This window comes from Citrobacter sp. Cpo065 (genome assembly GCF_030332805.1).
GTDB lineage: Bacteria > Pseudomonadota > Gammaproteobacteria > Enterobacterales > Enterobacteriaceae > Citrobacter > Citrobacter portucalensis.
The window spans coordinates 1-24,430 of sequence record NZ_JAOWHC010000035.1 but is presented as its reverse complement, the minus strand read 5'-3'; the positions used below and the strand labels follow the sequence as shown (position 1 = coordinate 24,430).

The window sequence follows — 24,430 nt, the reverse complement described above, 5'->3', positions numbered from 1 at the left end:
TCAGGAGAAAAAATTATGGCAAGTTACTTTATTGGTGTGGATGTCGGAACCGGAAGCGCCCGTGCTGGCGTGTTTGATCTCAACGGCAGAATGGTCGGTCAGGCCAGTCGGGCCATCGAGATTTACCGCCCGCAGGCCGATTTTGTTGAGCAGTCTTCCGATAACATCTGGCAGGCGGTGTGTAACGCGGTTCGCGATGCGATTAACCAGTCGGATATCAACCCTATCCAGGTGAAAGGTCTGGGCTTTGACGCGACCTGTTCACTGGTGGTGCTGGACAAAGAAGGTAAACCGCTGACCATCAGCCCGTCCGGGCGCAGCGAACAGAACATCATTGTGTGGATGGATCACCGCGCCATTACTCAGGCCGAGCGCATCAACGCCCTGCATCATCGGGTGCTGGACTACGTTGGCGGCATTATCTCCCCTGAAATGCAGACGCCAAAACTGCTATGGCTGAAGCAACATATGCCCAACACCTGGGCCAATGCGGGATACTACTTTGACCTGCCCGATTTCCTGACCTGGCGCGCAACGGGCGATGACACGCGCTCATTGTGTTCGACGGTGTGTAAATGGACCTATATGGGCCATGAAGACAAATGGGATGCCAGCTATTTCCGCCAGATTGGGCTGGAAGATTTGCTGGAGCATGATGCCGCCAAAATTGGTCGCTACGTGAAAACCATGGGCGAACCGCTCGGTCACGGGCTATCTGCGCGCGCCGCCAGCGAAATGGGGCTGATTCCGGGGACCGCTGTCAGCGTCTCGATCATCGATGCCCACGCCGGTACCCTCGGCACGCTCGGGGCAAGCGGTGTTTCCGGCGAGGTGGCGGATTTTGACCGTCGTATCGCGCTGATTGGCGGCACTTCCACTGGACACATGGCGATTTCCAAAGAGCCGCGTTTTATCGGCGGCGTCTGGGGTCCTTACTACTCAGCCGTGCTGCCAGAATACTGGCTCAACGAAGGTGGACAGTCGGCAACCGGGGCGTTAATCGACCACGTTATTCAGTCGCATCCTTGCTACGAAACCCTGCTGGCGCAGGCTAAATCTCAGGGGCAGACCATTTACGAAGTGCTGAATGCGCTGTTGCGTAAAATGGCTGGTGAGCCGGAAAATATCGCATTTTTAACCCGCGATATGCACATCCTGCCCTATTTCCACGGCAACCGCTCGCCGCGCGCTAACCCAACGCTCACGGGCGCAATCACCGGACTGAAACTGTCACGTACGCCGGAGGATATGGCGCTACAGTACCTTGCGACCATCCAGGCCATTGCGCTGGGAACCCGCCATATCATTGAAACGATGAATCAAAGCGGCTACACCATCGATACGATAATGGCCAGCGGCGGCGGGACGAAAAACCCAATCTTCGTTCAGGAACATGCCAACGCCACCGGCTGCGCGATGCTGCTGCCTGAAGAGAGCGAAGCCATGCTGCTGGGTGGCGCCATGATGGGAACTATCGCCGCGGGCGTTTTCGAAACCTTCCCGGAAGCGATGTCGGCGATGAGTCGGATTGGTAAAACAGTTACCCCGCAAACAAATCGCATTAAGCAGTATTACGATCGCAAATATCGGGTATTCCACGAGATGTATCAGGATCATATGAAATACCGCCAGTTGATGCAGGAGGACGCATGAGCGACTCCTGGTCTCAGGCCACCGGCGTATTTCAGCTCTATAGCGATGCCCTGGCGGGTCTGGGGCAGCATCTGACTGAACCGCTCTGGCAGTCGCTGATGGCGGAGCTGCGCGGCTGTCGGGGGAAAATCGTCGTCACCGGCGTCGGTACCTCCGGCATCGCAGCGCGTAAAGTGGCGCATATGCTTGCGTGCGTAGAACGCCCGGCGATCTACCTCAACGCGACGGACGCGGCGCATGGCGATCTCGGTTTTTTACGCGCCAACGACCTGGTGATTATGCTGTCGCGTGGGGGAAATTCGGATGAACTCACCCGGCTGCTGCCCGGACTGACTGCGCGAAATGTGCCTATTCTGAGCGTGACTGAAAACGCCGACTCAGCCATTGCTAAAGCGTCGAGACTGGTGATTTCCACCGGCGTCCAGCGTGAGGCCGACCCGCTGAACATGTTGGCCACCACCTCAATTTTACTGGTGCTGGCTATCTTTGACGCCGCCTGCGCCTGCCTGATGAGCGAAAGCGGTTACTCAAAGGAGACGCTGTTGTCTGTGCATCCAGGCGGTGATGTGGGATTAACGCTGAGCCGCGGTAAGTAACGCCAGGCAGCTGTTTCGGAGGTAATGAATCTGTTGCCTCCGGTATATTGCTACGTTCACCTTATGTTTTTCACTTCTCTGAAACGATACTGCCTGTGAACGTGTTAAGGGTACTATCGCCGTACCCTTAACAATCCCGGCTCCCGGCGGGAAAATTGTTGCTACGCAATACCCTCCGCTTATTCCTCCGGGCTACCGGGCCGGGCGCGAGGTAGCGTCCTTGCAAAGCGCGCCCTGAGCCAGCATCCATGCTGGCTCTCCCGGCCTTACGGAAACACGTCGGCAATTTTCAGCCGGACCAGCCCACACCTGACCATCTGCGTTTTTTGTTTAAACAGCAAAACGGGTTTCACTGGAAGTCAGAGCGTTGAAGCGATGACCCCGGTCTGGCTGAAAATCGATGAGTCGTTGACGGCTGACCGGGTCTGCCCGCATGGATGCGGGCAGAGTGGACGGCCTGCAGGGACGCAGGCTCGTCCCCGACCCGACAGGCAGACGGCATAAGACGAATGAATCGCATCGCGACGATTTTCCCGCCGGGAGCCTGGGATGCAAGGGAGGCGGCGGTGAGCCTCCCTTGCACGTTCACGGGTATCTCTGATTCAGAGAAGTGATAACGCTGGGGTGAACGGAACCCCATAGCGGAATAAAATATTCTCCATCATGTTTAACATGACATACAGTACATCTCTGGCATATCTAAACAAAAGATAAAACAGTGAAAAAGCGGATTAACGCGCTGCGTTCCACTACCGCTATCTGTTCCGCACGTTAAAAATTCTGTGACGCTCTCCAGCATTCCTGGCGTAAAGCATTCCATTCTCAAAATCTATGAGCAAACTTTAGCTATTCTTATCAAACATACTTACGGGAGATCCTACAGATGATGTCAACGCTTGCCCCACCATCTGTACTTTCCGCTCCCCAGCGCCGTTGCCAGGTGCTGCTGACGCTTTTCCTGCCGGGGCAAATCGCTACTACACAAACCTTCAGCAGCCTCAACGGTGTCGATGATGCCACGGTTCAGGAAGATATTATTGGCGCAGGACTCGAAATCCAGCGCTATCACCGGCTCGCGATAGCCACCGCGCAGAATGGTGGCTATACGATCGAAGGAACCCCGCTAAATCAGCGTCTGTGTCTGTTGCAGTGGCTGCGCCGTGGCCTGCGGATTTGCCCTGCCTTTATCGCCCAGCAGTTTACCCCGGCGTTAAAAGCGGAACTTAAGCAACGGGGGATCGCACGTACGCTGTATGACGACACCAATCTGCATGCGCTCATTAATCTGTGCTCCCGGCGCTTGCAGAAGCCGTTTGAGTGTCGTGACATCCAGTTCCTGCGCCTGTATTTACAGTATTGCCTGCTACAGCATCACGCGGGGATCACCCCGGAATTTAACCCACTCCAGCAACGCTGGGCGCAATCCTGCGCGGAATATCCGCTCGCAGAGGAAATTGGCCGTCATTGGCAGCGCCACGTCATGCAGCGTGCACCGCTGGGCGAATCGCTGTTTATGGCGTTGCTGTTCTCAATGCTTCGTATCCCCGACCCGATTCGCGATAATCACCATCAGGATCGCCGCCTGCGTCTTGCTATTGCGCGGTTGGTGCTACGTTTTCGCGAGTATGGCAATGTGCGCTTCAGCGATGAGCAAGGGCTGAATGACCAGTTGTATATCCACCTGGCTCAGGCACTGAACCGCAGCGTGTTTGCCATCGGCATTGATAACACGCTGCCGGAGGAGTTCAGCCGCCTTTATCCCCGGCTGGTCCGTACTACCCGCGAGGCGATTCACGGCTTCGAGGCCGAATACGATGTGCAATTTTCCAAAGAAGAGATCGGGCTGGTGGCCGTTATTTTTGGCGCCTGGCTGATGCAGGAGAAGGATTTACACGAAAAGCAGATTATCCTGCTGACCGGTAGTAACGAACAACTTGAAGTGCATATAGAGCAACAGCTGCGCGAACTGACGCTGCTGCCGCTCAACGTAAAACATATGCCGATGCAGGACTTTCAAAAAGAGGGTGCCCCGCGCGGCGTAACGCTGATTATTACGCCGTACACCACGCCGTTACCGCTATTTTCACCCCCGTTGATTCATGCGGATCTGGCGCTTACGCCGCATCAGCAGCAGCAGATCCGCAAAATCCTCGAATCATAACGTTGCAGGCTGCGCGACCACCTTCGGGCGCAGAACGATTGCCGGGAGCGCCACCAGCGCCATCACCCAGAACACGCCGCTGCCCAGATTCTGGTACAGATAGCCCGCGAATACGGTCATGATGGCGATACTGCCGCCCATCGCTATCGCGGAATACACCGCCTGCAAACGAATAACTTCGCTCCCCTGGCGTGCCGCGATATAACGCATTGCCGCCAGGTGGCAGACGGTAAAGGTTCCGCAATGGAGGATTTGCACCACGATCAGCCACGGCAGCTCGGTGCTCCAGCCCATCAATCCCCAACGCACCACCCCGCAAACGGCGGAAAGCAGCAGCAGATCGCGGGCGCTGAAGCGACGGAACAGCTTGTGGCTAAGTGCGAAAATAATCACCTCCGCCACCACACCTAGTGACCATAAATAGCCCACCGCCGAAGCGGAATATCCGGCAGACTGCCAATAGATGGCGCTGAAACCATAATACGCAGCATGCGCCCCCTGTAGCAGACTCACGCAAGCAAGAAAACGCCAGCTCTGGGTTATCAGCGCGCGCCAGGCGGGCCATCCCGCACTCTCCTGCTGACGGTTTTCACCCGCTGGCTGCACGCTCGGGCGAATCATCATGCCCAGCAGCATCGAGGCGACGCCAAGCGATAGCAGGACCAGGATCACCCGATAGTCAAACAGGCTCACCAGTTTGCCGGTTAGCGCGGAGCCGATCACAAAAGCCACGGATCCCCACAGTCGCACCCGACCGTAATCCATGGTTATCTGTTTCTGCCAGGTGTTGGCCAGCGCATCGGTCAGCGGTACCAGCGGTGAGAAAAACAGGTTGAAGCCGACCATCACCACCATCAGCCACGCCACGTTGGTTCCCGCCCAGAAGGCCAGCGCAAACACCAGCGTCAACAGGGCCAAAATACGTAACGCTGAGATCAGCCGAGAGGGATCGCTCACACGCGGCGCAATCAGCAAACTACCGACAAAACGGGCAATCAGCCCCGCGCCCAGCAGTAAACCGATGGTTTCCGGCGTCAGCCCTAACCCTTCGAGCCAGACGCTCCAGAAAGGCAGAAAGATACCGTAGCTAAAGAAGTAGGTGAAATAACCGAGCGCCAGCCAGCGCGTGGAATGCAAAGCCATGGGTCCTCCCGTTTTGGAAGCCCTAGTCTAATGACTCAAACCACATTCTGAAGAGTACTACCGTTCACATTTACGAAATAATTGTGACAAACATCACCTTTAACCAACACGATTGGTCATCCGCATCCGCAATCGTTTACATCTGTATGATTTTACAGCAGGGAACATGATGGGATGAATAAACAGTAATGCAAGGAATTGAATGGATTTTGCGAAAAATACTCAGCTGAATACCAAAATCCTTAATATCATCACAAGTATATCATTTAGCAGCCAATATTCGTGATTGCAATATTTTGACTCCGTACTAATTTAAAATTATTTAAATGTAATAGCAGTTAGCCCGTTCATTTTTAATAAATATAATCTGAAAATCTCACTTATTAATATGACTGCCAGCGCATATCGAATACCATTGCCCAGCAATTAATTTTGATCTTTGTCTTTTCATTAATTTAATTGCTAACAGGTTAATCAAATAAGAGGGACTTTAATGAACAAAATTGCAAAATCTATAGCGGTTAGCTTGCTGGCGCTTTCTGCGGGAAGCGCATGGGCGACGGACGGTAAAATTGAATTTACGGGTGAAATTCTAACCAGCACCTGTGAATTCGCCGATGGTGACGTCATCAACGTGGAACTGGGTCATTACGCCGCCGCACAGTTTAAAACTGTCGGTGATACCAGCCCGGCGATTCCGGTTAATATTCCGTTGGAAAACTGCCCAGCCTCCCCGTGGGAGCACGTTGATGGCACAACGGACAACTCGTTCCAGCTGTGGCTGGAAACGCGCGCTGGCGGCACTGTAGCCGATCACGACGATCTGGTCGCCGTTAGCAGCATGGATACCGCCGCAACCGGTGTGGGCATCCGTATCGCAAGAGCCAGCGACAACGCAACGATGGTGCTGAATAAGCTGCCCGCGGCTGATTCAAAAATCAGCTTTGCCCCGGAAGCCGATGGCACCACTATCGTAGGGCTACAAGCCTATTACGTCTCCACTGTTGATCCTAAAGAGATCTCCCCAGGCGAAGCCAACGCCAGCGTTGACGTCACCATCGACTACCGCTAATCCCGTATACCGTCTCTTTCCATCCCTTCTTCCCGCTGGGATGGAAAGAGACGTTTTTTGACATCAGGTTAAGGATAACAGCGATGAAAAAAAACACCGCGCTCGCTTTGGCATTGGTGCTGGGCAGTTGGGTCAGCCAAAGCCTCGCTGGCGGTATTGTGCTACAGAGAACCCGTGTCATCTACGATGCCGGGAAAAAAGAGGCCGCGCTGCCGGTGGCTAACCACAGTGAAGGTCTGCCTTATTTATTGCAGTCGTGGGTCGACAATGCACAGGGAACCGCACGAGGCCCCTTTATTATTACACCGCCGCTTTTTCGCCTCGATGCTGATAACGATTCATCATTACGAATTATAAAATCATCTGAAAATATTGCTAACGATAAAGAATCGTTGTTCTTTATTAATGTGCGTGCTATTCCTGCCAAAAGCCAAACCACCGATGCGAATAATAATACGCTAACGCTGGTATTTAAAACACGAATAAAACTATTTTATCGCCCGACAAATTTAGTCGGCAAGCCGTACGATGCTTATAAATCTCTTGAATATAAATATAGCAATAATGAGTTAGATATATATAACCCATCGGCTTATCACGTCGTATTCGCCGGTCTTGCGTTAGGGAAAACCGATCTCACGAATAAAATCGATTACATCGCTCCCGGCGAGCATAAACGGCTGGCGGTCCCCGCAGCCGCAGGGAAAACGGTGCGGTGGGCCGCGATCAACGACTATGGCGGTACCACCAAAACAGAAACCCAGACACTGCAATAAGCCACGCCTCACGATGATAGCTCTCAGGGAATGACAAGCGATATGACGCAAAGAACGCCGAATTTATCAACCGTGAAGCCACTTGCCTTCTGGTTGCACTGCGCAATCGCCAGCGGATGCCTGGCCTCCGGCCATGCCTGGGCCGGTGACTTCTACTTTGACCCAACCCTTCTGGAAACGGAGAAAAGCGGCCAGCAGGCGGTGGATCTGGCGGTATTTTCACAGAATAACGCCCAGCTTCCCGGCGAATATATTGTTGATATTTATATTAACAACAAGAAAACCGGTCAGCGTAGGCTGCCGTTTGTCGCGGGTAAAGACCACCAGTTGATTCCTCAGTTCACCCTCGGGCAACTGCGTGAGCTGGGCTTTAAAATCGACAACTATCCACAGTTGGCGGAGCAGGACAACGCCACGATAGTAGCCGACCTGACGCAGGCGATTCCCGGCAGCATCTCACAGTTTGATATCAACCACAGCCGACTGAATCTCAGCGTGCCGCAGATTGCCCTTTACCGTGACGCCCGCGGCTATGTAGATCCTGCACGCTGGGACGACGGGATGCCGGTTTTGTTCACCAACTACAACTTTAGCGGTTCGCAAAACCAGTACGACAACGACAGCGATCGGCGTCAGTATCTGAATATGCAAAATGGTGCCAACATCGGCCCCTGGCGACTGCGCAATTACTCGACCTGGGCGCACAGCGATAATGACACGCGTTGGGATAGCATTAATAGCTGGCTACAACGGGATATCAAAAGCCTGAAATCGCAGTTGGTGATAGGCGAGAGCGCCACCGAAGGCACGGTGTTCTCCAGCTATCAGTTTACCGGCGTGCGGCTGTACTCTGATGAAACCATGCTGCCCAACAGCCAGCGCGGCTTTGCGCCGACCATTCGCGGCATCGCCAACTCCAGCGCTATCGTGACGGTACGGCAAAACGGCTACACCCTGTATCAAAGCAACGTTCCGGCTGGGGCTTTTGAAATCAACGATCTCTACCCTTCGGCGTTCAGCGGCGACTTAGACGTCACTATCGAAGAAGCCGACGGCAGCATACGTCATTTCGTCCAGCCGTTCTCCGCGCTGCCGCAGATGCAAAGACCGGGTTATCTAAAATACAGCGTCACCGCGGGGCGCTTTCGCGCTGCCAGCTCGCAGGACAGCCACGAGCCGGAGTTCCTTGAAAGCACCGCCAGCTATGGTCTGAACAACGCGTTCACGCTTTACGGCGGCCTGAACGCCTCGCAGGACTACCGAGCGCTGGCGCTGGGCCTCGGCTCTACGCTTGGCGTTCTGGGGGCAGTATCGATGGACGTCAGCCGTGCGGACACTCAGCTTGATAACGATGAAAGCTATCATGGCTACAGCTGGCGCACCCAGTACATCAAAGACCTACCGGAAAGCGGCACCAGCGTGTCGCTAAGCTACTACCGCTACACCAGCAGCGGTTATTTCAACTTCTCCGACGCCAACCAGAAGGGTATCAACGGCGGCGATCACCTGCGCAATGAAGCTCAGTTCACTGTCAGCCAGACGTTGTTTTCTGGTATCAGTTTCTACGCCTCTGGCTCGCAGCAGGAGTACTGGGATCGCGAGCAGCAGGATAAAAATCTGTCCATTGGCCTGAACGGCAATCTGTGGGGCGTGAGCTATAACCTCAGCGGCCAGTTTACCGACTCACATGACAGCGACAACGACCGTACGCTGTCGCTCAGCCTGAGCGTGCCGTTGGATCGCTGGATGTCGCATGCGCAGGCAACCTGGCGCACCACCGACCAGCGCGATCGCGCTACTCAGCACGAAGTGGGCATCAATGGCTCGCTGCTGGAAGACCGTCGGCTGACCTATAACCTGAAACAACGGCAAAGCGAAGGCGGCGATCCGGGCAGCAGCAGTCTGTACGGCAGCTACCGTTCTGCCTACGGCACCGTGAATGCCGGTTACGACTACAGCAGCGATAACCGCCAACTGAGCTACGGCCTCTCTGGCGGTATTGTCGCCCATCGTCACGGCGTGACCCTGTCGCAGTCACTGGGCAATGCCTTTGCGCTGATTGACGCCAACGGCGCGGCAGGGATCCGGGTGAAAAATTACCCCGGCATCGCCACCGACTATTTTGGCTATGCCGTGATCCCCTATCTGACCGCGTATCAGGAAAACGCCATCTCTCTCGATACCACAATGATGCCGGATAACGTCGACGTCACCGAAACGGTGCGCACCGTAGTGCCTAATCGCGGTGCCGCCGTAACGGCACACTTTATTGCCCAGACCGGCTACCGCGTACTGCTGAAACTCACCGATGCGCGCGGAAAAGCACTGCCCTTCGGCGCCATCGCCAGCAGTCAGACGCAGCAGAGCATCGTCGACGAAGGTGGCGTGCTGTATATCACTGGTGTAAACAGCCAGCCGCAGATCTGGTCCGTGCGCTGGGGTAATCAGCCAGATCAACAATGCCAGTTTACCTTCAGCCTGCCGGAAGATGCTGCTCGCAACACCGCAATACAAAATGGGAACGCGCTATGTCAATAAAGAGTCTGTGGATGAAAAATGGGATTACCGCCGCGCTACTGGCGCTACCTATCACCCCGGTCTACGCGGTGACCGGGGCCTGCTCCGCGACGGGAAGCTTTAACGTCAATATAGCCAGCGACTGGACGCAAGCACAGAACGTCGCGGGAACCTCGCTGGAACTGCCAACGCCGCTCTCAGGCAATGCTTATCAAATCGATTGCAGCTGTAGCGCGGGTAGCAAAGTGGCGTTGTACTATACGGTCACCAGCGCGCTATCTAAAAACGGTAAACTCAGCGGCTTTTACCAGTTGAATGATAATCTGGATATTAAAACTGAAGTTGATGACATTCCCGGGAAGACGGCGGTCACGCCGCAGAACACTAAACCTATCCAGGAAAGTGGCTCTTACAGCCCCAGCAGCAGCAAAGGTAGCGTGTGCACGGCTGACCCAGCGGAGATCCGCGCCGCGCCGGTAAACATTGGCGCGAGCACCCGTTTTACGCTGTACGTCACCAAACCCTTCCTGGGGGAACTGGTAATTCCAGACACCCTGGTCGCCTCAGTACAGGCCGGATGGACCAGTTCGTCCACCCCACCATCGGTGAGCAGCATGGAAGATATCGCCGAACTGCGCATCCAGGGGAGCATCACCGTGCCCCAGGATTGTAAAATCAACCAGGGCGACGTGATTCAGGTCGATCTCGGTTTTATCAACGCCAACCGTTTCACCACCAAGGACCAGATGCCGGACGGCTATACACCGGTCAATTTTGACATTCACTATGACTGCGGTGATACCTCAACCATCAAAAATAGCATGGAAATGAGGATTGATGCTGATGATGTGATTGAGCAGTACACGTTAGTCGCCCGCCGCCAGGAAGCCAATAACGTCCCGGACATCGGTGTGAGAATGGCCCGTATCGACGGCACCCATGTCAATGTCCCGTTCACAAATGGATTGATCAATATCGATCCTTCCGGCAAGGGAGTAATCAACCTGGAAGCCTGGCCGATTAATATGCTCGGCGGCACGCCCGCGCCGGGGAAATTTAGCGGTACCGCGACCATCACCGTTCTCGTGAAATAATGGCTCACAACATCGGCTGGCGCTGAGCCAGTTCGATAAAATGCTGCAGGGCGGGCTTTAGCTCGCCTTTTTTCCACGCCATCAACAGCGCAATGGTCGGAACATCGCCAACAATAGGGCGGAAAACCACCTGTCCGGTATTAAAATTATTCATATAACCGGGTATCAAAGTCACCCCCAGCCCCATGCCGACCAGGTTCATGGTCACCAGAATGTTGGTTGCTACCTGCACAATGTTGGGCTGGCTTTTTTGCTGCTGAAACCAGTTTTTGACAATCATCGCTAACGCACCGGAGTAGGCCGGATCGGTGCTGACAAAATTCACGCCGTGTAGTTGTTCCGCGGAGATTGCTTGCTCATTAGCTAACGGATGATTCACCGGTAAAACCACTACTAACGGCTCATGAATCAGCTCCAGATAATCGAGATCCGGGCTGTACACCGGGTGGCGCATTAAGCCCACATCCAGCTCTCCACTCAGGATCTTCTCTTCCTGTTCGGTGGTAATCAGACTCACCAGCTCAATGTGCGTATCAGGCTGTTTTAAACGAAACAAAGGCAGCACCTTCGGCAGCAGATTTACCTCTGCGGAAGGGACAAAACCGATGGCAAAATGATTATCTTCCTGCACCGTTTTACGGGCACGAATTTTGGCGTTTTCCGCCTGTTCGAGGATCGCCAGCGCATCTTGCAAAAAGCACTCTCCCGCCGCCGTCAGCGCAACTTTTCGTTTATCCCGCACCAGCAACGGAACGCCCACGCACGTTTCCAGATCGCGGACCTGGCTGCTTAACGACGGCTGAGAGGTATGCAGCTTTTCTGCCGCTCGGGTGAAATTCAGCGCCTGCGCCACCGCTACGAAATAGCGTAAGTGCCTCAGTTCCATGCCCTTCTCCTTGTTATCGAAAAAATGTCTCAACTGGTAGAAATTTACTATTTCACAGATTGATAACTAACCAGCAACATCCTTAAGGTACAAAAAAAGAAGGTCAATACATCTTAGCTTTCAGGATTAAAAAATATGACCACACCCTCAAATTTAGACATCTACCAACTGATCGACACGCAAAACGGTCGCGTAACCCCACGAATTTATACCGACCCTGAAATTTACCAACTGGAGCTGGAACGCATCTTCGGACGCTGCTGGTTATTTCTCGCCCACGAAAGCCAAATCCCCAAACCCGGTGATTTTTTTAACACCTACATGGGCGAGGATGCAGTTGTGGTGGTTCGCCAGAAAGACGGCAGCATCAAAGCGTTTCTCAACCAGTGTCGCCACCGCGCTATGCGCGTCAGTTACGCCGACTGCGGCAATACCCGCGCCTTCACCTGCCCGTATCACGGCTGGTCGTACGGCATTAACGGCGAGCTGATCGACGTTCCGCTGGAACCGCGCGCCTACCCGCAAGGGCTGTGCAAATCGCACTGGGGGCTGAACGAAGTTCCTGGCGTAGAGAGCTACAAGGGACTGATTTTCGGCAACTGGGATACCTCCGCGCCTGCGCTGCGCGATTATCTCGGCGACATCGCCTGGTATCTCGACGGTGTGCTGGATCGTCGTGAAGGCGGCACCGAAATCGTCGGTGGCGTACAAAAGTGGACCATCGATTGTAACTGGAAATTCCCCGCCGAACAGTTTGCCAGCGACCAGTATCACGCGCTGTTCAGCCATGCCTCGGCCGTGCAGGTGCTGGGGGCAAAAGACGACGGCAGCGACAAACGCCTGGGCGACGGACAAACCGCCCGCCCGGTGTGGGAAACCGCCAAAGACGCGCTACAGTTCGGTCAGGATGGCCACGGTAGCGGATTTTTCTTTACCGAAAATCCCGATGCCAACGTCTGGGTCGACGGCGAAGTCTCCAGCTATTACCGCGACACCTACGCGGAAGCCGAGCAGCGTCTGGGTAAAGTTCGCGCCCTGCGTCTGGCCGGTCACAACAACATTTTCCCAACGCTTTCCTGGCTCAACGGTACTGCCACCTTAAGGGTCTGGCATCCGCGCGGACCGGATCAAGTTGAAGTATGGGCATTCTGTATTACCGATAAAGCCGCCTCTGATGAAGTGAAAGCTGCGTTTGAAAACAGCGCCACGCGCGCCTTTGGCCCCGCCGGATTCCTGGAGCAGGACGACTCGGAAAACTGGTGTGAAATTCAAAAACTGCTGAAGGGTCACCGCGCACGCAACACCAAGTTGTGTCTGGAAATGGGGCTTGGCCAGGAGAAACGTCGTGAAGACGGCATTCCGGGGATCACCAACTACATCTTTTCGGAAACCGCCGCGCGCGGCATGTATCAGCGCTGGGCCGATTTACTCAGCAGCGAAAGCTGGCAGGAAGTGCAGGAAAAAACCGCCGCTTACCAGCAGGAGGTGATGAAATGAGCACCTTAGTTTCTCAGGAACTACACCACCGCATTACACAGTTTCTCTACCATGAAGCCAGCCTGCTGGATGACTGGAAGTTTCGTGACTGGCTGGCACAACTGGATGAAGACATTCGCTACACCATGCGTACGACGGTCAATGCCCAGACGCGCGATCGTCGTAAAGGCGTGCAGCCGCCGACCACCTGGATTTTCAACGACAACAAGGACCAGCTCGAACGTCGTATCGCGCGGCTGGAAACAGGCATGGCCTGGGCGGAAGAGCCACCGTCGCGTACCCGGCACCTGATCAGCAACTGCCAGGTCAGTGAAACTGGGGTTCCCGACGTCTTTGCCGTGCGCCTTAATTATCTGCTGTATCGCGCGCAAAAAGAGCGCGATGAAACCTTTTACGTCGGCATGCGCATAGACAAAGTGCGCCGTTTGCCGGGCGATGAGTGGCGCTTACTGGAGCGTGAGATCGTGCTGGATCAAGCGGTGATCACCTCCCATAACCTGAGTGTACTGTTCTGATGAGTCGTGTTTATGCCTGCCCCGTAGGGGATTTGCCGGAGGGTGAAGCGCTCCGGCTTGATACCTCGCCCGTCATCGCGCTGTTCAACGTTGGCGGCGAGTTCTATGCCATTAACGATCGCTGTAGCCACGGTAACGCCTCGATGTCGGAAGGCTATCTGGAAGACGACGCTACGGTGGAATGCCCGCTGCATGCCGCCAGTTTTTGCCTGAAAACCGGCAAGGCGTTGTGCTTACCCGCGACCGACGCGCTCACCACCTACGCGGTATATGTAGACGGTAGCGATGTGTTTGTTGATATTCCAGAGGACGCAAGATGAGCGATTTACGCGATAACGTTGTCTTTATCACCGGCGGCGGCTCCGGTCTTGGTCTGGCGCTGGTCGAGCGTTTCATCGAAGAAGGTGCGCGGGTCGCCACGCTGGAGCTGTCGCCAGCTAAAGTTGCCAGCCTGCGTCAGCGCTTTGGCGAACATGTGCTGGCAATCGAAGGCAACGTCACCTGCTACGCCGACTATCAGCGCGCGGTAGATCAAATCCTGACGCATTACGGTACGCTGGACTGTTTTATCGGAAATGCGGGGATATGGGATCACAACGCCTCGTTGGTCAATACGCCTGCGGATGCGCTGGAGAGCGGCTTTCATGAGCTGTTTAACGTCAACGTGCTGGGCTATCTGCTGGGCGCGAAAGCCTGTGCCCCTGCACTTATCGCCAGCGAAGGCAGCATCATCTTTACCCTATCCAATGCGTCGTGGTATCCCGGCGGCGGCGGCCCGCTGTATACCGCCAGCAAACATGCGGCTACCGGGCTGATTCGCCAGCTGGCATACGAGCTGGCACCAAAGATTCGTGTTAACGGTGTCGGTCCATGCGGTATGGCGACAGATCTACGCGGCCCGCAGGCGCTGGGACAAAACGATACATCGATTATGCAGTCGCTGACGCCGGAAAAAATCGCCGCTATTTTGCCACTACAATTTTTCCCGGAGCCGGCGGATTTTACCGGCCCGTATGTGATGCTGGCGTCAAAGCGCAGCAACCGCACATTGAGCGGCGTGATGATCAATGCCGACGCCGGTCTGGGTATTCGCGGTATTCGTCACGTCGCCGCCGGACTGGATCTCTGAGGAGGCGTTATGAACCCAAAAACTATTGCTATCGTCGGCGGCGGTCAGGCGGCGGCTATGGCTACCGCTGCACTGCGCCAACAAGGTTTTGACGGCGAATTACACCTGTTTTCCGATGAGCAGCATCTGCCCTATGAACGCCCACCGCTCTCCAAAGCGATGCTACTGGACGACAATCCGCAACTTCAGCCGATACTCCCCGCTGACTGGTGGCGGGAACACAACGTACAGCTGCATCTGGGGGTTACTGTGCAGACGCTCGGCCGCCAAACGCATCAGTTGGTGCTGGCTAATGGGCAGAGTTATCCATGGGATCGGCTACTGATTGCGACGGGCGCTGCGGCACGCCCCCTTCCGCAACTAGATAAGCTGGGCGATCGTTGCTTCACCCTGCGCCACGCGGGCGATGCCGAGCGCCTGCGCGACAATTTATTGCCGGGCAAGTCGATTGTCATTGTCGGTGCGGGCACCATTGGTCTGGAACTGGCGGCCAGCGCGACTCAACGCGGCTGTCAGGTGACGGTGGTGGAGCTGACGCCAACGGTCATGGGCCGCAACGCGCCTGCTCCGGTGCGCGACTACCTGCTAGCCCGCCACCAACTTGCGGGCGTGCGGGTATTGCTTAACAGCGCTATAGAGCATGTCGAAGCAGGAGAGTCTCTCTCGCTCAGGCTACAAAACGGCGAAACTCTCACCGCTGATGCGGTGATCTATGGCATCGGTATCGTGGCGAACGATATGCTGGCCCGCGAAGCGGGGCTGGAGACGGCGAACGGCATTATCGTTGATACCGCCTGCACCACCTCCGATCCCGCGATTTTCGCCGCCGGTGACGTAGCGATAACGCGCCAGGCTGACGGTTCGTTAGTACGCGTGGAAAGCTGGGAAAACGCCAATTTTCAGGCACAGGTTGCCGCCGCCGCGATGCTCAATCAACCGCAGCCAGCAGCAACGCCGGGCTGGTTCTGGACCGATCAGTACCGTGATAATCTACAGTTTGTCGGCGAAATGCAGGGTGAGAACTGGCTCCTACGCGGCGATCCTGATGCGCAGAAAGCAATATGGTTTAACCTACAGGATGGCGTGATTGTTGGGGCAGTAACGTTGAATCAGGGCCGAGAAATACGTTTATTGAGAAAATGGATTCAGGCAAAGAAAAAGCCGCCAGTGGCGACTTTAATCGATGAAACAATCTTGCTTAAGTCAATATAACTGCCGGATGGCACTTCGTTTATCGGGCCTACATGTGAGTTACCTGTAGGCCGGATAAGGTGTTTACACCACCATCCGGCAATCCGTATTACTTACGCGTAAACCGGGAAACGTGCACAGATATCCAGCACTTTACCTTTGACGCGCTCGATAACAGCTTCGTCATTGATGTTGTCCAGAACGTCACACATCCAGCCAGCCAGCTCTTTCACTTCAGCTTCTTTAAAGCCACGGCGAGTCACAGCCGGAGAACCGATACGGATACCGGAAGTCACAAACGGGCTCTTCGGATCGTTCGGTACGCTGTTTTTGTTAACGGTGATGTTAGCACGGCCCAGCGCGGCGTCAGCTTCTTTACCGGTCAGGTTTTTATCAACCAGATCCAGCAGGAACAGGTGGTTTTCAGTACCGCCAGAAACCACTTTGTAGCCACGGTTCAGGAACACTTCCACCATCGCTTTGGCGTTTTTGGCAACCTGCTGTTGGTAAACCTTGAACTCAGGCTCCATCGCTTCTTTCAGCGCCACAGCTTTCGCCGCGATCACGTGCATCAGCGGGCCGCCCTGCGCGCTTGGGAACACAGCGGAGTTCAGTTTTTTGTACAGCTCTTCGTCACCGCCTTTCGCCAGGATCAGGCCACCGCGTGGACCTGCCAGGGTTTTGTGGGTGGTGGTGGTCACAACGTGTGCGTGTGGAACCGGGTTCGGATAAACGCCTGCGGCAATCAGACCTGCAACGTGCGCCATATCGACGAACAGATATGCACCGATGCTGTCGGCGATTTCGCGCATTTTTGCCCAGTCAACAACGCCGGAGTAAGCAGAGAAGCCACCGATGATCATCTTCGGTTTGTGCTCTTTGGCCTGCTTCGCCATGTCTTCGTAGTCAATTTGGCCGGACTCATCAATACCGTAAGGGATGATGTTGTACAGTTTGCCGGAGAAGTTAACCGGGGAGCCGTGAGTCAGGTGGCCGCCTTGTGCCAGGTTCATACCCAGAACGGTATCGCCCGGTTGCAGCAGAGCGGTGTAAACAGCAAAGTTAGCCTGAGAGCCGGAGTGCGGTTGTACGTTAGCGTAGTCAGCGCCAAACAGCTCTTTTGCGCGATCGATAGCCAGTTGCTCAACGATATCAACGTACTCGCAACCGCCGTAGTAGCGCTTGCCCGGATAACCTTCAGCATATTTGTTGGTCAGCTGAGAACCCTGCGCCTGCATAACACGCGGGCTGGTGTAGTTTTCGGAGGCGATCAGTTCGATGTGCTCTTCCTGACGTACTTTTTCCTGCTCCATAGCCTGCCACAGTTCGGCATCATAATCGGCAATGTTCATTTCACGCTTTAACATCCGCATCTCCTGACTCAGCTAACAATAAAATTTTCGGCCTTAAAAGGCGGTCCGTAGGACAACGGCGAACAGTATAACCGAATCATTCTTCGATAACAGGTCTTGACAAAGGATTTTACGCAAACGATTACCTTCAAGGTACGCAAGGCTTTGGAGAACAAAGGTCTGCTGAATTTCAACGGATTTCTTTTCAGGTTTGTGATGCAGATTTTTCACGATGTAACCTTTACAACGCAAAGTTACAAAGAACCATTTACAATGCAGGGGTATTTTTTATAAGATGTATTTGACATACATCATTAAAGTCTCAGATAAAGGAAGACCGTATGCTTGACGCACAAACCATCGCTACAGTGAAAGCCACCATTCCCCTGCTGGTTGAAACAGGCCCGAAGCTGACCGCCCATTTCTACGACCGCATGTTTACGCATAACCCAGAGCTGAAAGAAATCTTCAACATGAGTAATCAGCGTAATGGCGATCAGCGTGAAGCGCTGTTTAACGCTATTGCCGCGTATGCCAGCAATATCGAAAACCTGGCGGCACTGTTGCCGGCTGTTGAGAAAATCGCACAGAAGCATACCAGCTTCCAGATTAAACCCGAGCAGTACAACATCGTGGGTGGCCATTTACTGGCAACGCTGGACGAAATGTTCAGCCCAGGCCAGGAAGTTCTGGATGCGTGGGGCAAAGCATACGGTGTGCTGGCGAACGTTTTCATCAACCGTGAAGCGCAAATCTACAGCGAAAATGCCAATAAAAATGGCGGCTGGGAAGGTACCCGTCCTTTCCGCATCGTGGCAAAAACCCCACGCAGTGCACTTATCACCAGCTTTGAATTTGAACCTGTCGACGGTGGCGCAGTAGCTGAATATCATCCGGGGCAATATCTGGGCGTCTGGTTAAAGCCGGAAGGTTTCCCGCATCAGGAAATTCGTCAGTACTCACTGACCCGTAAACCCGATGGCAAAGGCTACCGTATTGCGGTTAAGCGTGAGGACGGTGGTCAGGTTTCAACCTGGCTGCACAACCATGCGAATGTTGGCGACGTTGTTCACCTGGCCGCACCTGCGGGCGATTTCTTTATGGACGTTGCGACCGACACCCCGGTATCTCTGATCTCCGCGGGCGTGGGACAAACCCCAATGCTGGCGATGCTGGATACGCTGGCAAAAGCGCAGCATACGGCGCAGGTTAACTGGTTCCATGCGGCAGAAAATGGTGACGTGCATGCCTTCGCTGATGAAGTTAATGAACTCGGCAAAACGCTGCCACGCTTTAGCGCACACACCTGGTATCGTGAGCCAACCGAAGCCGATCGTGCGAAAGGTGCCTTTGATAGCGTAGGTCTGATGGATTTGAACAAACTGGAAAGCGCAATCAGCGATCCGGCGATGCAGTTTTATCTGTGCGGTCCGGTTGGTTTCATGCAGTTCGCCGCGAAGCAGCTGGTCGGTCTGGGCGTGAAAAACGAGAACATTCATTACGAGTGCTTTGGCCCGCACAAAGTCTTGTAATGTGTTACGCAAGTAGGCCGGATAAGGCGTTTACGCCGCCATCCGGCAATCACTCTGCCTGATGCGCTGCGCTTATCAGGCCTACAAATTAACGGCGCGGCTTAGATTGCCGCGTCGTCTTCTTCACCGGTACGAATACGAATAACGCGTGCCACGTCGAAGACAAAAATCTTACCGTCACCGATCTTGCCGGTCTGGGCAGTACGGATAATGGTGTCGACGCAGGTATCGACGATGTCGTCGGTAACCACAATTTCAATTTTTACCTTCGGCAGAAAATCCACCATATATTCCGCACCACGGTACAGCTCGGTATGGCCTTTCTGACGGCCAAAACCTTTCACTTCTGTCACAGTCATACCGGTAATGCCGACTTCTGCCAGCGCTTCGCGGACGTCGTCCAGCTTGAAGGGTTTAATAATCGCATCAATCTTTTTCATGCTATTCCTTGAAAAGGTCGCCTGTCTTTTGATCGAATAAAGCTAACATAATCCGCAGATTTATTCTTTGAAATCGTTTGCATCCAGCTCGTGCCGAGAAAGCAATTTATAGAATTCGGTGCGGTTGCGCCCCGCCATTCTTGCCGCGTGGGTCACATTGCCCTTGGTGATTTGCAGCAGCTTACGCAGATAGTTGAGCTCAAACTGGTTACGCGCCTCAACAAAGGTCGGCAGCGCGGTGTTTTCCCCTTCCAGCGCCTGCTCCACCAGCGCGTCGCTGATCACCGGCGAAGAGGTCAACGCCACGCACTGCTCAATTACGTTGACCAGCTGACGCACGTTGCCCGGCCAGCTGGCGGTCATTAACCGCTTCATGGCATCGGTTGAAAAGGCGCGTACGAACGGTTTGTGCCGTTCAGCAGACTGGCGCAGCAGATGGTTCGCCAGCAGCGGAATATCTTCCGTACGCTCGGCCAGCGCAGGGATCTTCAGGCTCACCACATTGAGGCGATAGTATAAATCCTCGCGAAATTCGCCCCGTGCCATCGCTTTGGGTAAATCGCGGTGGGTTGCAGACACGATCCGCACATCAATGTCGATATCGCGGTTACTGCCCAACGGTCTGACTTTTCGTTCCTGCAATACGCGCAGCAGTTTCACCTGTAACGGCGCTGGCATATCGCCAATCTCATCGAGGAACAGCGTGCCGCCTTCCGCGGCCTGAAACAGCCCTTCACGATTGCTCACCGCACCGGTAAAAGCCCCCCGCGCATGACCAAACAGTTCTGATTCCAGCAGTTGTTCCGGCAACGCACCGCAGTTAATGGCAATGAAAGGTTTTTGGCTGCGTGGGCTGGCGTTGTGAATAGCCTGAGCGAAAACTTCTTTCCCGGTTCCGCTTTGGCCGTTAATCAAGACGCTAACGTCCGATTGCGCCACCATCCGCGCCTGTTCCAGCAGGCGTAGCATCAGCGGGCTGCGGGTAACGATAGATTCGCGCCAGCTGTCATCGGTGGCGGGCGCAGACTGTTCCAGCGCCCCGTCAATCGCGTGATATAACGCGTCCTTGTCGACTGGTTTAGTGAGGAAACTGAACACCCCTTGCTGGGTCGCCGCAACAGCGTCCGGGATGGAGCCGTGAGCGGTCAGGATAATCACCGGCATTCCAGGCTGTACTTTCTGGATTTCAGTAAACAGCTGCATGCCATCCATTTCATCCATGCGCAGATCGCTAATAACCAGATCCACTTTTTCACGGTTCAGCACCCGTAACCCTTCCTGCCCACTTTCCGCGGTCACGACGCTGTAGCCTTCGCTGGTCAGTCGCATTCCAAGTAATTTCAACAGGCCCGGATCGTCATCCACCAGCAGCAGATGCGCGGGCTTACGGCTTATCATGGCGTAACCTCATCGGCAGACGGCGCTGCGCCTTCTTCGTTATCAGGCGTAGTGAGTTTATCGTTCCCGTGCAGCGCATCAGGATTGTAGTTACCGCCAGGTTTGCGCGTGGAAAGCTGGCGCTCAATATCGGTCAGATTCTCCAGCTTGCGGGTCGTGAGATCGAGCTGGGACTGCAAATGCTGCTGCTGTTGACGCAGCGTATCGAGATCGCTGTCGGACGCCTGCTGGAGTTTACTGTAGCGCATACGCTCTTCGGCAAGCTGCAACTGCAACGTTTGGCTGCTGCGCCAGACCTGATACAGCGGGCGTACCTGCGGCGGAATTTGCGGGCTTAACGCATCGAGGCGCGTAACAGCCTCCCGCCTTTCAGGCGGCGTAATGTTGGCATTATCGAGCAGGATCCCACGCCTGAAAGCGCCCTGCCAGGTATCTGCCATCAGGGTGCTGGCTTCACTACGCGCCTGCACCGGCATCAGGCGATTGGCACAATCCATCGCCCGCAGCCAGTACAACGGATTGGTTTCTGTAGACTGGCCAGACAGCGACCAGATATCCGTACAGTCGGTTGCAAGGTAGTCCGCCAGTTGATTAGGCGGAATTTTCTCCTGCGAGGGATCGCCGATAATATGATTCACCGCGTTCGGGACACAACCAACCAGCGCCAGGCACGGCAGGCTTGCGAGGATGACGCGACGAAGAAAATGTCGTTTAAGCATTCGGACAACAACGTATGGCATACTCACCAGACTTAGGTTTATTTTAGTGATTTTTCGCAGCAGCTAGCGGCAGTTCTATGCGAAAACAAACGTTTTGCGCATGGTCATCAACCAGATACAGCTTGCCCCGCATACGGCGGATGCAATCTCTGGCAATGCTTAGCCCCAACCCGCTTCCTTTTACCGCCCCTTTTCGCTGATGACTCCCCTGGAAAAAAGGCTCGAAGATCATGGTCTGTTCTGCTTCTGGAATCGGTGTGCCGGTATTCATTACATCGATGTATACCGTTGAGCCATGCAAACTGCTGCGGATCCAAATGTTACCGGATTCAGCACCATAGTGCACCGCATTGGAATAAAGATTGTCCAGCACGCTCATCAACAGCATCGGTTCTGCCAGGCAAGTGTTCACCGCAAGCGCAACATCAGTATGTATCATTTTGGCGCGAGCGGGCAGGCTATGCGCAGAAACAACGCTTTCCACCAGCGGCGCGATTTCCACACTTTCAAGTTCCACCTCGTCATCCGCCAGCTTGCGGTTGTAATCGAGGAGTTGTTCAATCAGCTTTTGCAGGTTACGGCTGCTGTCATCCAGAATACCGACCACCTCTTTTTGCTCCGGTGTTAACGGGCCAACCACCTGATCGGCCAACAATTCGGTACCTTCGCGCATGCTCGCCAGCGGTGTTTTCAGCTCATGGGAAAGATGGCGTAAAAACTGATGCCGTTGCGACTCAAGCCAGGAGAGACGTTCGCTTAACCAGATGATACGCTGCCCCACGGATCTCAATTCCCGTGGCCCGGTAAATAATACGCTATCCCCCAGCGAGCGCCCTTCTCCCAGACAGTTGATCATCCGTTCAATGCCCTTCACCGGGCCGATAATCATGCGGGTAAACAGCAAGACCATCGCCAGGCTGACGAGAAACAGCACCAGTGCCTGCCAGCCAAAAAACTGCCCGCGTTCGGCTATTTCCTGCTGTAACTGCTGCCCACGAGAAAAGACCACGGTACGCGTCGCTTGCACCATCTCGGTATTGGCATTGGCGAACGCTTCCAGCCGTGCAGCCGACACACTGTCAGGACCACTGTTTTTACACTGCAACTGCGCGAGATCGTTAAGATCCTGACGCAACGCCTGGTAGAGCTTGGTATCCGGCAACACCCCCGCATGCGCATCCAGCATGTCGCTGTAGCGTTTACGTTGGCTTTGGTAGACCCTGGCCAATGTTGGGTCATCAAGCACGCAGTATTGCCGATAGCTGCGCTCCATCTCCAGCGCGACGTTGGTCATCGCCTCGCTGCGTCTGGCATCAATCAGCGTGGTGCGGTTTGTCAGCGCAGCCTGCGCGCTCAGGGCATTCAGACTTTGCCATGCCTGCCAGGCCAGAACTAACAACGGCAGCAGGATAAGCAAGAAGGCCAACGTCACCAATTGACGTAAAGATCGGGGAAAAACTGACCAGCGCTTCAAGGCGTTACTCTCAATGGACAGGAATAGATTGATGCTAACTGAGGGGAACGCCAGATACAACAAAGCCGGGATTAACCCGGCTTTGTTATGGAATAAGGCGGTGCCTAACTCGACGTTTCGCCCGGAGGTTGATATGAGCAATGCTAATATCAGATGTTGGACGGCAGGCACCTTGTTGTGCGTCATTCGAAGTTTATGTAGCACGTCCCGAAGGGGCTGACATAAGAAGGTGAATGAGCCACTGGTTAATATTATGCAGCATCTGTGCCAATATTCAAAACACTTTATTAACACAATGATAAGTATGAAAAATATCATTATTTTCACAAATAACAATTCTGGCTGTTTTTTGTTCTTTCTGTCGTCAATCAGCAACACTTGCAGTACTTAAAAACAAATACTTATTAAATCAAATAATTAAACGTCTCTTTTTGACGACACCACAACCATATCCATGTCGGCATTTCCCGACACTTTACTTTTAAGTGCAAGCGCTGAGTTTATTGCCGGATGGCGGCGTGAACGCCTTATCCGGCCTACAACCGCATTTTCCCTGTAGGCCTGATAAGCGTAGCGTCATCAGGCGGGTTCCATCCGGCAGACAATAAATATCCTCCGGCATAGCCGGAGGTTTTTCTGATGCGCCTATAAGGCTCTGTTACCAGCCGCGCCCTAACAGGCGCATACGATCTGACATTTGCATCAGACTTCGTTACTTACGGCCCGTAAACGGGCTACCCGGATAAGGGATCGATAACTGCTCGCCCATTTTATCCTCTGCAAGCTGGTGCTTTATGTATTCCTGTATCCTTGCTGTGTTCTTACCCACCGTATCTACGTAATACCCACGACACCAGAACTCCCTGTTCCTGTATTTAAACTTCATATCACCAAACTGCTCATACAACATCAGACTGCTTTTACCTTTCAGATAACCCATAAAACCGGATACGCTCATTTTGGGCGGGATTTCCACAAGCATATGGATATGATCTGCACAGCATTCCGCTTCCAGGATCCGCACGTTTTTCCACTCACACAGCTTTCTTAAGATGCTGCCTATCGCCCTACGTTTCTCCCCGTAGAATGCTTGTCTTCGGTATTTGGGCGCAAAAACTATGTGATATTTACAGTTCCATCGGGTGTGCGCTAAGCTCTTTTCGTCCCCCATTGGGACCCCCTTTTGATTTCTTGTTTAACCCTTGCAGTTGCCAGACCGCAAGGTGTTTTAACAAATCAAAAGGGGTTTTAATAACTGGCCCAAAGCTGAAAGCTTTCCGGAACC

The 24,430-nt window shown here is 54.1% G+C and carries 21 protein-coding genes; 13 read left to right on the top strand and 8 right to left on the bottom strand.

What is annotated here, in order from left to right; translation table 11 throughout:
• Positions 1-15: 15 nt before the first annotated feature.
• The 3 genes from OGY68_RS20675 (at position 16) to csiE (ending at position 4,410) form a co-directional block, all read left to right on the top strand.
• Complete coding sequence (locus tag OGY68_RS20675; RefSeq protein ID WP_057068042.1) at positions 16-1,653, top strand: FGGY-family carbohydrate kinase; 1,638 nt, start codon at positions 16-18, stop codon at positions 1,651-1,653.
• Positions 1,650-2,249: a KpsF/GutQ family sugar-phosphate isomerase gene (locus OGY68_RS20670; protein WP_057068044.1), complete on the top strand. Its 600-nt coding sequence runs from the start codon at positions 1,650-1,652 to the stop codon at positions 2,247-2,249. The genes OGY68_RS20675 and OGY68_RS20670 overlap by 4 nt, the downstream gene beginning before the upstream one ends.
• An 883-nt stretch (positions 2,250-3,132) precedes the next feature.
• The gene (csiE, locus tag OGY68_RS20665; protein ID WP_286617485.1) at positions 3,133-4,410 is read left to right on the top strand and encodes a stationary phase inducible protein CsiE; all 1,278 of its coding nucleotides are present in this window, start codon (positions 3,133-3,135) and stop codon (positions 4,408-4,410) included.
• Here csiE and OGY68_RS20660 read toward each other — a convergent pair.
• Positions 4,405-5,553, bottom strand: coding sequence for a 3-phenylpropionate MFS transporter (locus OGY68_RS20660; protein ID WP_032944232.1), 1,149 nt, complete (start codon positions 5,551-5,553; stop codon positions 4,405-4,407). The genes csiE and OGY68_RS20660 overlap by 6 nt on opposite strands.
• 493 nt (positions 5,554-6,046) lie before the next feature.
• Between OGY68_RS20660 and OGY68_RS20655 the strand changes: the two genes are divergently transcribed.
• The 4 genes from OGY68_RS20655 to OGY68_RS20640 all read left to right on the top strand — a co-directional run bounded on the left by OGY68_RS20655 (position 6,047) and on the right by OGY68_RS20640 (position 11,012).
• A complete protein-coding gene (locus OGY68_RS20655; RefSeq protein ID WP_008785473.1) occupies positions 6,047-6,625 on the top strand; it encodes a fimbrial protein in 579 nt (192 codons plus the stop codon).
• 83 nt (positions 6,626-6,708) lie between these two features.
• Positions 6,709-7,401, top strand: a complete 693-nt coding sequence (locus OGY68_RS20650; RefSeq protein ID WP_032944234.1) for a fimbrial biogenesis chaperone — start codon at positions 6,709-6,711, stop codon at positions 7,399-7,401.
• Positions 7,402-7,443: 42 nt separating this feature from the next.
• Positions 7,444-9,939: a fimbria/pilus outer membrane usher protein gene (locus OGY68_RS20645; RefSeq protein ID WP_057067886.1), complete on the top strand. Its 2,496-nt coding sequence runs from the start codon at positions 7,444-7,446 to the stop codon at positions 9,937-9,939.
• A complete protein-coding gene (locus tag OGY68_RS20640; RefSeq protein WP_057067884.1) occupies positions 9,930-11,012 on the top strand; it encodes a fimbrial protein in 1,083 nt (360 codons plus the stop codon). The genes OGY68_RS20645 and OGY68_RS20640 overlap by 10 nt, the downstream gene beginning before the upstream one ends.
• 4 nt (positions 11,013-11,016) lie before the next feature.
• Here the strand turns inward: OGY68_RS20640 and hcaR are convergent, their stop codons facing one another.
• Positions 11,017-11,898, bottom strand: a complete 882-nt coding sequence (gene hcaR / locus OGY68_RS20635; protein WP_057067882.1) for a DNA-binding transcriptional regulator HcaR — start codon at positions 11,896-11,898, stop codon at positions 11,017-11,019.
• A 135-nt stretch (positions 11,899-12,033) separates the two neighbouring features.
• On the opposite strand from hcaR, the gene hcaE reads away from it, so the two are divergent.
• The 5 genes from hcaE to hcaD are packed head-to-tail and all read left to right on the top strand — an operon-like array spanning position 12,034 to position 16,251.
• Positions 12,034-13,395: a 3-phenylpropionate/cinnamic acid dioxygenase subunit alpha gene (hcaE, locus tag OGY68_RS20630; protein ID WP_032944240.1), complete on the top strand. Its 1,362-nt coding sequence runs from the start codon at positions 12,034-12,036 to the stop codon at positions 13,393-13,395.
• Positions 13,392-13,910 carry a 3-phenylpropionate/cinnamic acid dioxygenase subunit beta gene (gene hcaF, locus OGY68_RS20625; RefSeq protein ID WP_032944241.1) on the top strand — a complete coding sequence of 173 codons (519 nt, stop codon included), beginning with the start codon at positions 13,392-13,394 and terminating at the stop codon, positions 13,908-13,910. The genes hcaE and hcaF overlap by 4 nt, the downstream gene beginning before the upstream one ends.
• Positions 13,910-14,230, top strand: a complete 321-nt coding sequence (gene hcaC, locus OGY68_RS20620) for a 3-phenylpropionate/cinnamic acid dioxygenase ferredoxin subunit (RefSeq protein WP_032944244.1) — start codon at positions 13,910-13,912, stop codon at positions 14,228-14,230. Before hcaF ends, hcaC begins: the two co-directional genes overlap by 1 nt.
• Positions 14,227-15,039 carry a 3-phenylpropionate-dihydrodiol/cinnamic acid-dihydrodiol dehydrogenase gene (hcaB, locus tag OGY68_RS20615; RefSeq protein WP_057067879.1) on the top strand — a complete coding sequence of 271 codons (813 nt, stop codon included), beginning with the start codon at positions 14,227-14,229 and terminating at the stop codon, positions 15,037-15,039. The genes hcaC and hcaB overlap by 4 nt, the downstream gene beginning before the upstream one ends.
• 9 nt (positions 15,040-15,048) lie before the next feature.
• The gene (hcaD, locus tag OGY68_RS20610; RefSeq protein WP_057067877.1) at positions 15,049-16,251 is read left to right on the top strand and encodes a phenylpropionate dioxygenase ferredoxin reductase subunit; all 1,203 of its coding nucleotides are present in this window, start codon (positions 15,049-15,051) and stop codon (positions 16,249-16,251) included.
• A gap of 92 nt (positions 16,252-16,343) precedes the next feature.
• On the opposite strand, the gene glyA is transcribed toward hcaD, so the two are convergent.
• Entirely contained in the window at positions 16,344-17,597 is a 1,254-nt protein-coding gene (gene glyA / locus OGY68_RS20605; RefSeq protein ID WP_286617483.1) for a serine hydroxymethyltransferase, read from the bottom strand.
• Between the two features lie 326 nt (positions 17,598-17,923).
• On the opposite strand from glyA, the gene hmpA reads away from it, so the two are divergent.
• Positions 17,924-19,114, top strand: coding sequence for an NO-inducible flavohemoprotein (hmpA, locus tag OGY68_RS20600; RefSeq protein ID WP_008785485.1), 1,191 nt, complete (start codon positions 17,924-17,926; stop codon positions 19,112-19,114).
• A gap of 101 nt (positions 19,115-19,215) precedes the next feature.
• Here the strand turns inward: hmpA and glnB are convergent, their stop codons facing one another.
• The 5 genes from glnB to tnpA all read right to left on the bottom strand — a co-directional run bounded on the left by glnB (position 19,216) and on the right by tnpA (position 24,316).
• Entirely contained in the window at positions 19,216-19,554 is a 339-nt protein-coding gene (glnB, locus tag OGY68_RS20595; RefSeq protein ID WP_002914032.1) for a nitrogen regulatory protein P-II, read from the bottom strand.
• Between the two features lie 60 nt (positions 19,555-19,614).
• The gene (gene glrR, locus OGY68_RS20590; RefSeq protein WP_304502732.1) at positions 19,615-20,949 is read right to left on the bottom strand and encodes a two-component system response regulator GlrR; all 1,335 of its coding nucleotides are present in this window, start codon (positions 20,947-20,949) and stop codon (positions 19,615-19,617) included.
• Positions 20,949-21,692, bottom strand: a complete 744-nt coding sequence (gene qseG, locus OGY68_RS20585; RefSeq protein ID WP_032944248.1) for a two-component system QseEF-associated lipoprotein QseG — start codon at positions 21,690-21,692, stop codon at positions 20,949-20,951. Before qseG ends, glrR begins: the two co-directional genes overlap by 1 nt.
• A gap of 22 nt (positions 21,693-21,714) precedes the next feature.
• Positions 21,715-23,145: a two component system sensor histidine kinase QseE/GlrK gene (gene qseE / locus OGY68_RS20580; RefSeq protein WP_103286014.1), complete on the bottom strand. Its 1,431-nt coding sequence runs from the start codon at positions 23,143-23,145 to the stop codon at positions 21,715-21,717.
• A gap of 712 nt (positions 23,146-23,857) precedes the next feature.
• The gene (tnpA, locus tag OGY68_RS20575; protein ID WP_057069660.1) at positions 23,858-24,316 is read right to left on the bottom strand and encodes an IS200/IS605 family transposase; all 459 of its coding nucleotides are present in this window, start codon (positions 24,314-24,316) and stop codon (positions 23,858-23,860) included.
• Positions 24,317-24,430 lie beyond the last annotated feature (114 nt).

Bases quoted from the DNA above. Each gene is read 5' to 3' on its own strand.
- OGY68_RS20675 (WP_057068042.1), top strand. From the start codon at position 16: ATGGCAAGTTACTTTATTGGTGTGGATGTCGGAACCGGAAGCGCCCGT.
- OGY68_RS20670 (WP_057068044.1), top strand. From the start codon at position 1,650: ATGAGCGACTCCTGGTCTCAGGCCACCGGCGTATTTCAGCTCTATAGC.
- csiE (WP_286617485.1), top strand. From the start codon at position 3,133: ATGATGTCAACGCTTGCCCCACCATCTGTACTTTCCGCTCCCCAGCGC.
- OGY68_RS20660 (WP_032944232.1), bottom strand. From the start codon at position 5,553: ATGGCTTTGCATTCCACGCGCTGGCTGGCGCTCGGTTATTTCACCTAC.
- OGY68_RS20655 (WP_008785473.1), top strand. From the start codon at position 6,047: ATGAACAAAATTGCAAAATCTATAGCGGTTAGCTTGCTGGCGCTTTCT.
- OGY68_RS20650 (WP_032944234.1), top strand. From the start codon at position 6,709: ATGAAAAAAAACACCGCGCTCGCTTTGGCATTGGTGCTGGGCAGTTGG.
- OGY68_RS20645 (WP_057067886.1), top strand. From the start codon at position 7,444: ATGACGCAAAGAACGCCGAATTTATCAACCGTGAAGCCACTTGCCTTC.
- OGY68_RS20640 (WP_057067884.1), top strand. From the start codon at position 9,930: ATGTCAATAAAGAGTCTGTGGATGAAAAATGGGATTACCGCCGCGCTA.
- hcaR (WP_057067882.1), bottom strand. From the start codon at position 11,898: ATGGAACTGAGGCACTTACGCTATTTCGTAGCGGTGGCGCAGGCGCTG.
- hcaE (WP_032944240.1), top strand. From the start codon at position 12,034: ATGACCACACCCTCAAATTTAGACATCTACCAACTGATCGACACGCAA.
- hcaF (WP_032944241.1), top strand. From the start codon at position 13,392: ATGAGCACCTTAGTTTCTCAGGAACTACACCACCGCATTACACAGTTT.
- hcaC (WP_032944244.1), top strand. From the start codon at position 13,910: ATGAGTCGTGTTTATGCCTGCCCCGTAGGGGATTTGCCGGAGGGTGAA.
- hcaB (WP_057067879.1), top strand. From the start codon at position 14,227: ATGAGCGATTTACGCGATAACGTTGTCTTTATCACCGGCGGCGGCTCC.
- hcaD (WP_057067877.1), top strand. From the start codon at position 15,049: ATGAACCCAAAAACTATTGCTATCGTCGGCGGCGGTCAGGCGGCGGCT.
- glyA (WP_286617483.1), bottom strand. From the start codon at position 17,597: ATGTTAAAGCGTGAAATGAACATTGCCGATTATGATGCCGAACTGTGG.
- hmpA (WP_008785485.1), top strand. From the start codon at position 17,924: ATGCTTGACGCACAAACCATCGCTACAGTGAAAGCCACCATTCCCCTG.
- glnB (WP_002914032.1), bottom strand. From the start codon at position 19,554: ATGAAAAAGATTGATGCGATTATTAAACCCTTCAAGCTGGACGACGTC.
- qseG (WP_032944248.1), bottom strand. From the start codon at position 21,692: ATGCCATACGTTGTTGTCCGAATGCTTAAACGACATTTTCTTCGTCGC.
- tnpA (WP_057069660.1), bottom strand. From the start codon at position 24,316: ATGGGGGACGAAAAGAGCTTAGCGCACACCCGATGGAACTGTAAATAT.